The sequence below is a fragment of the Sulfolobus islandicus Y.N.15.51 genome, from assembly GCF_000022485.1.
GTDB classification, from domain to species: Archaea; Thermoproteota; Thermoprotei_A; order Sulfolobales; family Sulfolobaceae; genus Saccharolobus; species Saccharolobus islandicus.
Window position 1 is genome coordinate 2,615,956 of sequence record NC_012623.1, and the last position, 13,040, is coordinate 2,628,995.

Below are 13,040 nucleotides of genomic sequence, written 5' to 3' on the forward strand. Positions count from 1 at the left end.
AATAATATATTAACTATAGGTTAAAAATTCTTCACGATGTTATTTAGAGATGTTTAACAAAACTTTGTTTTCCTTTAAGATAATTAATCCCTTCTTCTCTAAGGTCTCCAAATAATCAGCATACTTAGAACCCAGCGTTCTCTTTATTTCATCTATTGTAGTTTCGCCTCCTGCATTAATAACAAACCTAATGATTTCTGTTTCTACCTCTTTTCCCTCATTTCTTATTTCCATTCTCTGCTTATATTCTTGATATGATTGCCTATCTAGTTTTCTATAAATTCTTATATGCATTTGATACATAGTTATAATCCTATACGCTATATCCAAAGCTTCTTGATCACTTAGCCTTATCCTCTTTTCTCCTAGGTCATCCCCAACTACTATAAAGAATGCTCCTTCATTTATCTTTCCCTCTCTAATGGTAGGCGGACTTTCCCCAATTCTTATATAAATTTTCTTACCGTCCTTAACGTGAAATTTTCTAGCTATATCTGGCATTTATATAGATACTGGTTGTGGAAGTTATAAATTAATCTAGCATATATAATTCACATTACCTTGAGAAATATACTGTTAAATACAATTTCTATTATAAAATTATTTTTTAATTATTATAAGAAAATAATGATGTATAATAAAAAAGATAATTTTAGTGGAACTACGAATAAAGAGGTACTAGTGTTGTTAAATGGATATATCCCACTTTTTGAGAAAATATAAATAAATCTATCATTGGTTAAAGTGTTGGATAAGGGTTGATTCGATTTGATGTACTATTAATCCACAAGAATGTGAAAATAAATTTTAAAGTTAAGTATACATTGTAAATTTAAACTATTTACTAGTATACAGTCCTTTTTAACAAACTTGTAAACGTAATAGTTTATATATATCTAATTATATTCTCTCTCCTTATGAAAGGAAATCTAAGATGGAAGATCGTTCTGATTGTATTTGCGTTAATTATAATAGACTACATAGATAGGGGACTAATAAATACTGCACTACCAGTACTAAAAAGTGAATTTCACATAAGTTCTTTTGAAGCTGGAATAATTGGAGATGGCTTCACTTTTGGATATCTTATAACGAATCCATTAGCTGGCTATTTTTTGGACAAATAAGGATCTAAAAGGGTTTTTAGTCAATTTGCAATCTTTTGGGGGGCTGTGCAAGCTATTAATGTATTCGCTTTCTCGACTCTTTATTTTATAGCAACGAGAGTATTGCTGGGTATTGGCGAAGCAGTAGGTTTCCCCGGAGTTACAAAGATAACCGCAAATTGGTTAAGAAAAGATGAAAAGGCTAGAGGTGGTACCATCTCAGATTCTGGAGTAAATTTAGGGATAGTTTTCGGTTCTTTATTTATGTTAGGATTGTTTGCAATAATTCCTAATCAAGATTTAGCTTGGAGGTTAGGATTTTTGATTAGTGGCCTTTTGGCTATTATTCTCGCCATCATATTAGGTCGTCTCTTGTATGATTTACTAGAGCAACATCCAAAAATTTCTAAAGAAGAATTAGACTACATTTTATCAGGTAGGGAAAACGTTAGTATGAAAACTAAGCTGTCATTGTCGTATTGGTTAAGAAGTAAAAATTACTGAGGTTATATGCAAGGTTTAGGAGCACAGGCCGGAATATTCTTCGGTCTATTTACTTGGTTACCTTTATATCTCTTTTATGCTAGACATCTTTCCCTAGCGTTTACATTAGAATACACTGCGTTAATTTGGAGTTTTGGCTTCATAGGAGAATTAGTAGGAGGTTATGTGGTTGACAAATTAATTAAGAGAAATCCTAATTTAGGCTTCAAAGTAGGGTTTGCGATTAGCTCTTTGTCTGTAACTATAGGTCCTGCAGCTGCTACTCTAGTTTCCTCACCCATAGAGGCAGTTGAAATATTAATGGTAACTTTCTTCTTCCTAAGATGGCCAAATATTCAGTGGGCTGCACCATCCTTTCTAGTTCAGCCTGAATTAGCTGGTCAGTTTGGCAGTCATATTGGTTTTTGGGAAACTTTATGGGGAATAGTAGTGCCAATAGTGTTTGGTGCTACTGTGGAAGCTACCAAAGAATATCTTTTAGGCATGGAAATTTTAATCGGGATAGGTCTTATATACTTCATCGGAACAGTATTAGTAACCACCTATAGGCAAATAAAGGTGAACTAAGACTGTGGAAGGTATTTTTTCTTAATAGAAATTTCATCAAAGAAAGTGTTAAGGATGAACTTCCTAATTCGTATGAAATAAAGGTTTTCCCTAAATACGTAGGAATATGTGGTACTGATAAGAATATCTATTTAGGTAAAAAGCCGGTTAAGGAACCGTTGGTCTTAGGACACGAAATATCAGGGATAACGGAAAAAGGGGAAAAAGTAGTTGTCTTTCCAAATTATTGGTGCGGTCATTGTAATAATTGTAGAAGGGGATTTCATAACAGCTGTAAGAATAAAATCTCAATTGGAGTTAATGTTGATGGCGGAATGGCAGAATATATTAACGTACCTAAAGATTTTGTGTTTATAATACCTGATGACTTAAATTTGGAATTAGGGGCTTTAATAGAACCCACGGCTGTTGCTGTCGCCGCAGTGAATAAGATAGACAAAGAGATAGGGAAAGTAGTAATACTAGGGGGCGGCAGTACTGGAACTCTAATATCGATAGTAGCTCAAATAAAAGAATTAGAAGCATTTATTATAGAGAAGGATAGAAGAAAAGAGGAAATCCTTAAAGAGAAAGGGTTTAAAGTAACTAGTGAATTTGAGTTTAATGATAGAATTGCAGTTATAGATACCATAAATAACCAAGAGAGTATATCAGTAGCTCAGACGATTCTTAAAAACTCAGTAGCTAGATCTGAGCTAATAATTACTGGGTTAGACGAGGAACAGATTAGCTTAAATAGAGATATTATAGTTAGAAATGAGGTAATAATTAAAGGTTCAATTATATATAATAGAGATGACTTTTTAAATTCTATAAAACTTGTTAGTGGAAATAGAGAAAAATTCAATAAAATAGTAGACAAGGTATGTTCAATAGATAGTATTAATGAATGTTTCAGAAAATGTGTAATAGAACAACCTAACATAAAAGTCCTCGTAAAAATGGATCCTATTTAGTGACACTCTCTTTAGTTTTCCCACTCATAAAAGAGAATATCATAGCAATTACTATTATTATCGAAGATATGAGAAAAGCAAAATGTAAGCCATTTACAAATGTTGCACTAACGTCTCCATTTAACGTGGTAGTCCCTATAAATATCTCAAAAGCAACATTCCTTGGTATACTTAAAGTTGCAACTACTATGCTTAAAACATAGCTTAGAATAGTACCTATGTTACCTAACGTTCTAGATAGCCCAGAAACTGAACCATAATATTCTTTAGGTGCATAAAACATTATGGCAGTAGAATTGGATGGCCAGAACATAGCAGAACCTATACCAGTGATTGCACTTATTCCTACAATTAAGTAATAATTCGTAATAGGTGTTAGCAAGAAGAAGTAGAGAATCAAGGTTATAAAAATGAATATTAAACCTATGCCGGCAACTACGCCTGGCTTTCCCCTATCCGCAACTTTTCCCATAAATGGAGCCAGAATGCTAGCAATAACATAACTTGGAGTTAACAATAACGAGCTATCTAATGGACTAAGTCCTCTAACGCCTTGAAGATACATTATAAGTAAGAAGCTCAAGGAAAGTCCACCTATACCTTGGAGAAAATTAGCTAAGATTGAGTATGCCAAGAGTCTAATTTTGAATACTTTCAAGTTTATTATAGGATATCTACTCCTAATTTCATTCAAGAGGAAAAATGGTATTAACACTATACCTAAAATTAGCTCTATAACGCTATCTGTAGAAATTCCAGATGCAGCTATAAACATCAATGATAGCGAGATTAAACCTAATGAGATGCCTAACAGAATAGCCCCATGGATATCTAGTTTCGTATTAATCTTACTAATATCTTTAATATTCATTATTCCTAAAATTACAGCAGCTATTCCGATTGGTACATTGATGTAAAATATGTATTGCCACCCTAAGAAAGTAGTCAAAACTCCACCTAAAATAATACCCACTAACGCTCCTATATTCCAACCTAAACTAGTTATTCCATAAGCCTTACCTCTTCTATCAGGTGGAAAAACATCAGCTACTATGGATGAACTATTAGCCACTAGCATTGCTCCCCCGATAGCTTGTATAATTCTAAATATTATCAGCATATCTATATTAGCTGAAATACCACATAAGGCTGAGGCTGCTGTAAATATTACAAATCCTAGATTGTAGATCTTTCCTTTTCCAAATAAATCACCTATCCTACCAGCTTGTGTTGATAAAACTGAAATAACTATCATGTAAGCTAAAAGTACCCATATTGACGATAACAAGTCGGTATGTAAGCTTGACGTAATAGTAGGTAGTGCCAATAATACTATCGTGGTATCAACTGCAGCCATTAGAGATCCTAGAGTTAATACAAATAAGATAGAGTTAGTATTCATCGCGTCTAAACTGATACGTGGGATCTTAAAAAGTTTGCTTAATAAACGGTAAACCTAATAATTGTTAACGAATTGATAAATTATCATGCTCCCTTAATACCACCAGAGTATAAACCCCTTAACATGTAGTCTTGCGCCACGTATGATACTATTATGACTGGTAGTGATGCTACTAAAGCTGATGAGGCTAATAAGGCCCAATTAACTGACCCTTGACTTATGGCATTTAGAGCAAAAATTGTTGCAGTCTCACTTCCAGTTGGTGGAAAGTTCATCTGATAGGGAGTCTCACTTAGAACTAAAGGATAGAATAAAAGGTGCCAAGCAAATGTAAATGAGATTACGAATGTCGCAATTAGAAATGGTCTTGAGAGTGGCAATATCAATCTTAGTATCTTGTTCTTCATACCGTCTATTTCAGAGGCCTCCTCATACACTTTTGGAAAATCTATGTAAAAGTTAAACATAGTCCAAAAGGCAAATGAGACTGTAAATATCGCTGAAGGCAATGCTAATCCTATCCAGCTGTTTATTAAATGTAAGTCAGAAGTCATTAAATATACTGGAATAATGTATGAGGTAGATGGTAACGCATAGAGGTAAATTGATAATAATAGTAACCAGAACCAGAACTTTCTGGCACCCTCGTATGCTCCCAGACTAGATAACAATATTGTAAGGATACCTACGATCAATGATACTATAACTGAAGATATAATGTATGGAACAGATGACTCTAATGATGAAATTACGTATGAGAGCGTAAACTCCTTTGGGATTAAAACGGGAGGTTTTAAAAAGTCTAAGGTATTTGGTCTAGTAGCTACTAATACCATCCAATATACTGGAAAGTCTAAGAATATTATGATAATTGAAGACACTACTAACATTAACACTCTGAATACTTTGTCAGGAATTTTTACTGCTGGAAGAGAAAATCTGAAACCCTTACTTTTCACCAGTAATACAACGCCGATTGCTGGTATTGAGGCTATTAACGCTAAAATCGACGCGAAAAGCGCCCCACCAGAGAAGTTATCGTATTGAAACATCATGAAGTATACAATTAATGGTAATGTTGTTTTAGAAAAACCTGGACCTCCTTGAGTCATAACATAAGGTAAGTCAAAGTTACCCATGGAAAGGACAAAGGTTATCAAAAACGCTAGTAAAATTCCCTTTAATGAATACGGAAAGGCTATTTTAAAGTAATATTGAGATAATGTTAAACCATCTATTTGAGAAGACTCTTTTATCTCCTTAGGAATACTCCTCAAGGATGCCAAAATTAAAAGGAAAGCTAAAGGAACAGAACTCCACGCACTTACTAAACTTACTGCAAATAATGCACTTTTAGAAAAGTATAATGGATCATAATTTATACCCAACAAGTATGTAAACCATCCATAACCTCCGTAAAAACTTATAACCCATATCAAAGCTGATGCCGTAAATGGTATTGTAAACGATAGTAATATTAAAAGAATTAGTAACTTTTTAGGATACATGTCAACAGTGATGGCTATAATATACCCTAATAATGTTGACACTACTGCAATAAATAATGAAAAGAAAAACGTATTATATATTATTTCTAGTGGAGGAGCAATGCTAAAGGAAGACTTTATCGCACTAGATAAATTAACTCCAACAATAACAAAGGTTAGAATTAGTGGTATTATGCCAAAAATTATAATATATACTAGGTAAGGGATGGAATACTTAACCATTACCAAACACCTTACCTTAATAATTAATGAAATCAAATTTAACCCTAGAGCCTTCCTTGATCCTTTCCTTAGTCATTGCCTTAACTTCGTTATCAATAAAATCTATGTAAATTAAATAATATGAACCCCAAAATTCGCAATTACTTACAACTCCTTCATACTTACCATCATTCCTTATAGTAACGTCGTCTGGTCTAACGCCAATTATCTTACCATCAATTTTAGCAAAACTCATTGGAGGATACCAATCAAAGACGCAACATCTTCACTTGATGGATTATTGTAGATCTCTTCGGGAATCCCCACTTGTAGTAGTCTACCCTTGTCAACTACACCAATTCTATCCGCAATTGCTAAAGCCTCATTTGAATCATGTGTAACGTATACCGTAGTAATGTTGAATTCCTTTTGAACTTTCTTGATCAATTTCCTTGCCGAATACCTCAGCTGCACATCGAGATTAGATAAAGGTTCGTCCATCAGTAGTACCTTAGGTCTTCTTACTAATGCTTTAGCTATAGCGACTCTCTGTTGCTGTCCTCCAGAGAGTTGAACTGGATATTTATCCATTAAATGGTATATTTCGAGTTCCTTGGAAATTTCCATAATTCTCTCCTCCTTATCTTTCTTGTCGATTCTTGAATTTTCCAATGCAATCATCAAGTTCTCAAAAACCTTTTTATTCGGGTATAACGCATAATTTTGAAAAACCATTCCAATATCTCTTTTCGAGGGTGGTAAATCAGTAACGTCCATGCTGCCAATAAATATTTTTCCACTACTAACTCTCTCTAAACCAGCAATTAGCCTTAACAAGGTGGTTTTACCAGAACCTGACTTGCCTAAAATTACGAAAAACTCCCCTTTCTCAACATTAAGGCTAATATTATCTATGACCTTAAAACTCCCAAAAAACTTTGTAACCTCCTTTAGCGTAATCACGAACTATCAATAAGATATAAAAATAAAAAGCATTAACTTTTGTTATGAAGAAAGTGCCTTGATCCACGCGTTTGCTGCTTGTTGTAATACATACATAGCATATATCTCATTATATTGAGATGCTGTTAAGAACTGAAACGCCTCATTATTGAAGCTTGGAATTAACGACGGATACGTTTGTGGAACATTTGGAGGGTTCGCTGTCGCATTTAACGCTGATAAATAAGTCTCTTGTAACCACTCCCTTTGATAGGATGGCAATGAGGAGTTGCTTACTAATGAGAGAAAAGCTTGTTTAGAAATCGGGGACTTACCGTATTTTAAGAACGCACTCTCTTGTATTTTAGGAGATACTAAAAATTGCAAAAACTCTAGAGCTAATTGAGGATGTGCTGAGTACTTACTAATGCCTAAAAAGTCAGTACCAGTTTCTGCATATCCCCCAGGCAAGGGTGCTAATAGTACATCTTTAGAATTGTTAATATAACTCAACTGGGAAGTAAATAGAAACGCACCTGCTCCTTGAGAGAAGAATTCTGGAAGATTATCATATGATATTTGAATTTGTGATGGGCTGGGTTCATAACTAACCAATTCCCTATAGGTGATTAGAGCTTGAACGCCAGAGGTTGAATCAAACGATGGTAGAGGATAGTTAAAGCCTGGCAATATTTTCCCTTCAAACATTATGTTATAGTTAGGTAAACCAGCTAGATTACCCATATTTAATGAGCTATTCCTAAAGTAGTACCAGCCATATACTGCAGGGAATGCGTCGATAATCCCATGTGCAACATGGTCGTCAATTAGGAAACCGTATTTTGTAATATGGTGTGACATTAGAAATTGATCAACATCTAAAACTACAGTCCAATTCTCGTACGTAATAGGTGAAAAGTTCATGTGATATTCTTGCTCAAATTCTTGTGCTAAGGTCTGATTATCAAATATTGTGGCATTGTATGCCATTAAATAAACAGCAGTCTCGTACGCAATACCTATTATTTCAGTTTTATTTGTAGATGCATTATAGTATAATCCTCCGAAATCTTCTTGAGGATATATTATATCAGAGAAATTAAAAACTGATTGATTTAAAGGCAACAAATATGGTGCAACATGTAAAGCAGAAGTCGAAGTGAAGCCTACAATATCATATTGGGAAGAATGAGCTTCAAGAGCTGTAAGTTCTTTCTGAATGTACTCACTAAATGGGTATTTGATAACTTCAACTTGAACGTTTGGATGAATTTGATGGAATATCACCAGCGTATTGGATAAGGTTCGCGAATTCTCCACTAAATGTAACTACTGTTAGTGTAACTGGTGCAGTTGTATTGGTAGCAATGGTCGGTGTAGTGGTCGTCGCAACAGAAGGATGACTACTTGAGGTGATGAAATACGCCGCAGCAGCTACTACAGCTATTACAATTATTATTATAATGGCTATTGCAAGAGTTGAAATAGCTTTCATGTTTATCAGATACAACTTCTACTTTAAAAAAATAACCCAAGTCAAAATCAGTACACTGAAGGTTTAATCATCAACTCATTTACTGGTGGTTTCCTCATTCCTATAATATCTTGATTTTAACTCATTATATAACTCTCTCGGAGTAGGAACCCTTCCCAACTTGTTAATTAAATCATTAATAATTTTGTTCATAATATCCTTTACTCGCTTCCCTGCTGGACAATATTCCGGTACTTTGAAATCTGGAACTCCTTTCCCATCATATGAATTAATTACTTCCTTTTGCTCATCTTCAGTTGCGAATGGATACGAGAGACATGCGTATGGCTTAATTTTGTGAATACTGCAGAGCCATCCCTTTTGAAATTGGCAAGGCCTTCGTAATAAAAATAAGTCATTCTCTATTTTTTCCAATTTCTTCAAATCATCTGTGTTCAACCTATTCCTTAACTCCTCGTAATCAAATCCATAAACTGGTACGGGATAACCAATTTGACAACATTTCCCTCCACACTCCTCACAGTCTTTTGAAGTATCTATAAATTTATTCATGGCGATCTGAAATATCAAAGAATACATACCATACTTTATTATAGATATACCCTCATATTTTTCTAGAAAGTCTAGTAATCTCTCAAAGCTTTTCAAATCACCTCTTAAACCTCTCTTCGTTATTAGATTAATCTGATCAGCGTTAATTTTCATATACGAAGAATGGAATTTGAAAAATAAATGGTTATCCTAATATTAATATAGAAATTGAAGACTTAAAGCTAGTGAACAAAAGAAAACGTTATTAAATAAGAGGAGCTAAAGAAGAATAGATGAGTGAAATATTAGAGCTAATAAATAAAGGGAAATACAGTGAGGCCTTAAAGAGAATTAAAGAAAAAATAGAGCAAAAGAAAGACGATCCAGAACTATATTATTTAATGGGGCTAGTATATTTTAAGGCTGGTAAGTATAAAAGGGCAATAGATAGCTTAAGTAAAGCGGTTAGGCTAAAGGGGGATGAGGCAAAATACCATTGTCTGTTAGGTTATTCACTATATGGTGAAGGATATGCCAATGGCGATGAAAAATTAATAAGAAGGGCCTTAAAGGAACTTCAACTTTCAGTAGAGATCGATAAGGATATACCTAATAAGGAGAAGGAATATCATTACTACATGGCTAATATCTTATATGAACTAGAAGATTATGAAAAAGCTTTAAAAGAGGTTAATGAGGCTTTAAAATTTGACAACTCTCCATTAGTTCATAAGTTAAAAGGTGATATTTTATTTCAATTGAAGAAATACAACGAAGCAATTGAGGAGTATAGGACTAACTTAAACGATGATAAAAACCTCTACGCAATAGCGTATACGTATTTTACGATAGGAAAGTATAAACAAGCCCTTGAGTACTACGATAGGGCAATAGGTGTAAATCCAGAAGATCCGTATCATTACGAAGGCAAAGCTAGAACATTAATCTTTATGGGAAAAATTAATGAGGCTTATGAGACCATAAAGAAAGCTATAGATATTGATCCAGATAACCCTTACATAAAACTAACAGAAATAGAAGTCCTAGCAGAGATTGATAAGAGAAGAGTGACAAAAGTTTTAACAGAATATTTAGAGGAGACGGAGGAATATAGAGAAGTTATTTGTGAAGAAAGTAAGGAGAGAAAATTTAAGGAAAAAACTAGAGAACTTATAGAGAAAATATTAGTTAAGTTTTGCTAGCTAAATCGAAAAACGCTCTCCAGAAGGGATCCTCTAATGGATGTTCAATCTTTACTCTACTTCCATCTTTCTTAACTAACTTTACATCTCCACTTTGGTCTACTATTTCTCCAATTATTTCAGCCTCAATTCCTTCTTTTATCAACGCTTCCCTCACATCTTTTCCCTTATCAGTAACTATGATCATAGTACCCTCACTTATGGATATCCATGGATCTATATTAACTAACCTAGTTACCTCTCTAACAGCACTATTAATGAAAAGTTTATCCTCATACACATTCATACCCTTACCACTTGCTCTTGCAACCTCTGTTAAAGCTCCAAAAACTCCTCCCTCTGTAGCGTCATGCATAAGATGAATACCAATTCTAGATGCTATTAAACCATCTTTCCAACAGCTCATTTTCCAATACATATTATAAGCTTCATTGAAGGTCTCCTTATCCAATCTTTGTTTAAAATACTCAGGGTAAAGATTGGTTAAGAGACCAGTGGCTTCTATCGCAGGGCCCTTTGTCATTATTACACTATCTCCGACTCTAACCTTAGATGGCATTCCAAGTTTTTCCTTCTCCCCTATTCCAAACATCGTGAATCCTCCAACCATTGGATAATCAGTACCTTCATAAACACCCGTATGACCACCAACTACCATTACTTCAATCTCCTTTAATGCTTCGTGAATGCCAATCCACATCTCCTCAAATTCATCATCCTTAATTTTAGGAGGTAAGTTTAGATCTATTACAGCATATTGAGGGGGAATACCAGAGGTCATTACATCGCTAGCTAGTATGTGTACTGCAAACCACGCTGCCTTCTTGAATCCGAATTGTGGTACTATGAAGACTGGATCAGTCTTTACGACTAAGACTCTACCATCTTGAAGATCTATTGCTGCAGTATCGACCCCATGCTGAGGACCAACTAGAACTTCTGTTCGCTTTTCCCCAAGGTGAGGGTAGATTACCTTGTTAAATAAATCCTCATTTATCTTTCCTAAATGCATTAGGTGAGAAAATGAATGCAACTTTAAAAAGGTTAAGTAAATCAAATCGTTTCCATAAGTAGCAATTGAATGAAAATTGAGAAATGCTAATAAATACAATAATATCCTTAAAAAGGTATATAATACTTCTATTATACTAACTTTACATCTGGTAACTAAGTTAACAGAAGTTAAGTTGATCATATAAGCTTTACTAAGTAAAGTAGTTTTCCGGAGGAAACAAATATGGATCCAACCCTAGCCTCAGTCGGTCTATTAATATTCAGAATACTATACGGAATCGCACTAATACCACACGGTGTAATTAAGGCTAATAAAAATGCTAATTCCCAATTTAAAGGATTCATAAAGCAGTTAGGAGTACCACCGATATTCGTAGATCTTTCAATGTTAGTTGAAATTTTAGGAGGACTTTTAATAATGATTGGAGCAATATCGCTAATAGTTTCAGCGGTATTAATTTTGTTCTTCCTAGGTACTATAGTAGTAAGCCATAGGATGAAAAAACCACTAGTTACTGGAATGAATCCTGGAGTAGATCTAGATATACTATTCCTAGCAGGGGCAATAATATTACTTCTATTAGGTCCAGGCGAGTTCGCCCTATTAGCTGGTCCACAAATTTAATTTTTTTAATCCTCTTGTAGAACCATAGCGTTAAAATTTTTCTATTTAATATAAACTGTGTTATGGAATTAATAAAGCTCTAGTTTAGATTTGCCTTTTATTTAGAAATTACTAATAAACATTAAAGTCGCAATCCTCCATTTGTTTAGATATCAACTGAATTTTCAATACTCTTCTAACATCTGATCATTAACGTATTTTAACACCTAAAGTGGTCCTCAGCAAATAACTTTACTAAGTCAATTTTTACATATATTTAAAAAACAATTCCAAAGTTAACTAGTCAAGGAATCTAAAACAGCTCTAGCTCCTTCCATAACACTTTTCTCCAAATCCTCCTTTGAAATCCAAACGCCACCTTTAGCCAAATTATCACTTACAACCAGAACAGTTGCACTCTTCCATCCCTTAATCTTACTTAACATAAACAGCGTCGCGCATTCCATCTCAACAGCTATATTACCCCTACTACTCCACCTCTTTACAAATTCCTCATCTTCAGCATAGAATGCATCACTACTAAATACGTTTCCTACATAATACTTCAAACCCTTTTTAGAGAAAGACGTTAATAACTTGTTAGTTAACTCAAAATCTGGAGTAGAGGCCACACATACATTGTCTCTCAAATATTGATAAAATAACCCTCCTTGGTTATAAGATGCCCCAGTCACTATTATATACTCTCCTAAGTTAATATAGGGGACTAATGCGCCAGTTGTGCCATATCTAATGAAAACCTTGGCTCCTAACATTGCTAACTCTTCTAAAACTATGGCTATAGAAGGACCTCCAATTCCATGAGTTGCTATACTTACAGTTTCACCATTATATTTACCGGTATAGACTAGGAATCCCCTATTTTCGTTAACTAGTCTAGGACTTTCTAACAATAACGACAACAATCTGACCCTACCCGGATCTCCTGCTATTAGAACCCTTTCCGCAACTTCTCCTTTTTTAGCCAAAATGTGAACTGGATTCATA

At 34.3% G+C, this 13,040-nt stretch carries 9 protein-coding genes and 3 pseudogenes; 4 read left to right on the forward strand and 8 right to left on the reverse strand.

Features of this window, described 5'->3' with window-relative positions; genetic code table 11:
* Positions 1–39: 39 nt before the first annotated feature.
* Positions 40–501: a hypothetical protein gene (locus tag YN1551_RS14175; protein WP_012714556.1), complete on the reverse strand. Its 462-nt coding sequence runs from the start codon at positions 499–501 to the stop codon at positions 40–42.
* Between the two features lie 416 nt (positions 502–917).
* On the opposite strand from YN1551_RS14175, the pseudogene YN1551_RS14180 reads away from it, so the two are divergent.
* Both YN1551_RS14180 and YN1551_RS14185 read left to right on the forward strand, forming a co-directional pair.
* Positions 918–2,177 (forward strand): annotated as a pseudogene (locus YN1551_RS14180) (MFS transporter).
* A 2-nt stretch (positions 2,178–2,179) separates the two neighbouring features.
* Positions 2,180–3,133, forward strand: a complete 954-nt coding sequence (locus YN1551_RS14185; protein WP_048052396.1) for a zinc-dependent alcohol dehydrogenase — start codon at positions 2,180–2,182, stop codon at positions 3,131–3,133.
* Here the strand turns inward: YN1551_RS14185 and YN1551_RS14190 are convergent.
* The 5 genes and pseudogenes from YN1551_RS14190 to YN1551_RS14210 all read right to left on the reverse strand — a co-directional run bounded on the left by YN1551_RS14190 (position 3,126) and on the right by YN1551_RS14210 (position 9,386).
* A complete protein-coding gene (locus YN1551_RS14190; protein ID WP_012714559.1) occupies positions 3,126–4,535 on the reverse strand; it encodes an MFS transporter in 1,410 nt (469 codons plus the stop codon). The genes YN1551_RS14185 and YN1551_RS14190 overlap by 8 nt on opposite strands.
* 83 nt (positions 4,536–4,618) lie before the next feature.
* Positions 4,619–6,265, reverse strand: coding sequence for an ABC transporter permease (locus YN1551_RS14195; protein WP_012718178.1), 1,647 nt, complete (start codon positions 6,263–6,265; stop codon positions 4,619–4,621).
* 16 nt (positions 6,266–6,281) lie between these two features.
* Positions 6,282–7,207 (reverse strand): annotated as a pseudogene (locus YN1551_RS14200) (ABC transporter ATP-binding protein).
* A gap of 42 nt (positions 7,208–7,249) precedes the next feature.
* Positions 7,250–8,681: pseudogene (locus tag YN1551_RS14205) on the reverse strand (ABC transporter substrate-binding protein).
* 75 nt (positions 8,682–8,756) lie between these two features.
* Positions 8,757–9,386 carry a YkgJ family cysteine cluster protein gene (locus YN1551_RS14210; RefSeq protein ID WP_012718180.1) on the reverse strand — a complete coding sequence of 210 codons (630 nt, stop codon included), beginning with the start codon at positions 9,384–9,386 and terminating at the stop codon, positions 8,757–8,759.
* A 119-nt stretch (positions 9,387–9,505) separates the two neighbouring features.
* Here YN1551_RS14210 and YN1551_RS14215 point away from each other — a divergent pair, with 119 nt between their 5' ends.
* Positions 9,506–10,414 (forward strand): tetratricopeptide repeat protein, encoded by a 909-nt coding sequence (locus YN1551_RS14215; RefSeq protein ID WP_012716812.1) that lies wholly within the window; start codon positions 9,506–9,508, stop codon positions 10,412–10,414.
* Here YN1551_RS14215 and YN1551_RS14220 read toward each other — a convergent pair.
* Entirely contained in the window at positions 10,401–11,609 is a 1,209-nt protein-coding gene (locus YN1551_RS14220) for an AIR synthase family protein (RefSeq protein WP_012716813.1), read from the reverse strand. The genes YN1551_RS14215 and YN1551_RS14220 overlap by 14 nt on opposite strands.
* A gap of 42 nt (positions 11,610–11,651) precedes the next feature.
* Between YN1551_RS14220 and YN1551_RS14225 the strand changes: the two genes are divergently transcribed.
* Positions 11,652–12,053: a DoxX family protein gene (locus YN1551_RS14225; protein WP_012718181.1), complete on the forward strand. Its 402-nt coding sequence runs from the start codon at positions 11,652–11,654 to the stop codon at positions 12,051–12,053.
* A 275-nt stretch (positions 12,054–12,328) separates the two neighbouring features.
* Here the strand turns inward: YN1551_RS14225 and YN1551_RS14230 are convergent, their stop codons facing one another.
* Complete coding sequence (locus YN1551_RS14230) at positions 12,329–13,039, reverse strand: purine-nucleoside phosphorylase (protein WP_012714567.1); 711 nt, start codon at positions 13,037–13,039, stop codon at positions 12,329–12,331.
* Position 13,040 lies beyond the last annotated feature (1 nt).

Bases quoted from the DNA above. Each gene is read 5' to 3' on its own strand.
- YN1551_RS14225 (WP_012718181.1), top strand. From the start codon at position 11,652: ATGGATCCAACCCTAGCCTCAGTCGGTCTATTAATATTCAGAATACTA.
- YN1551_RS14210 (WP_012718180.1), bottom strand. From the start codon at position 9,386: ATGAAAATTAACGCTGATCAGATTAATCTAATAACGAAGAGAGGTTTA.
- YN1551_RS14195 (WP_012718178.1), bottom strand. From the start codon at position 6,265: ATGGTTAAGTATTCCATCCCTTACCTAGTATATATTATAATTTTTGGC.
- YN1551_RS14230 (WP_012714567.1), bottom strand. From the start codon at position 13,039: ATGAATCCAGTTCACATTTTGGCTAAAAAAGGAGAAGTTGCGGAAAGG.
- YN1551_RS14190 (WP_012714559.1), bottom strand. From the start codon at position 4,535: ATGAATACTAACTCTATCTTATTTGTATTAACTCTAGGATCTCTAATG.
- YN1551_RS14175 (WP_012714556.1), bottom strand. From the start codon at position 501: ATGCCAGATATAGCTAGAAAATTTCACGTTAAGGACGGTAAGAAAATT.
- YN1551_RS14220 (WP_012716813.1), bottom strand. From the start codon at position 11,609: ATGATCAACTTAACTTCTGTTAACTTAGTTACCAGATGTAAAGTTAGT.
- YN1551_RS14215 (WP_012716812.1), top strand. From the start codon at position 9,506: ATGAGTGAAATATTAGAGCTAATAAATAAAGGGAAATACAGTGAGGCC.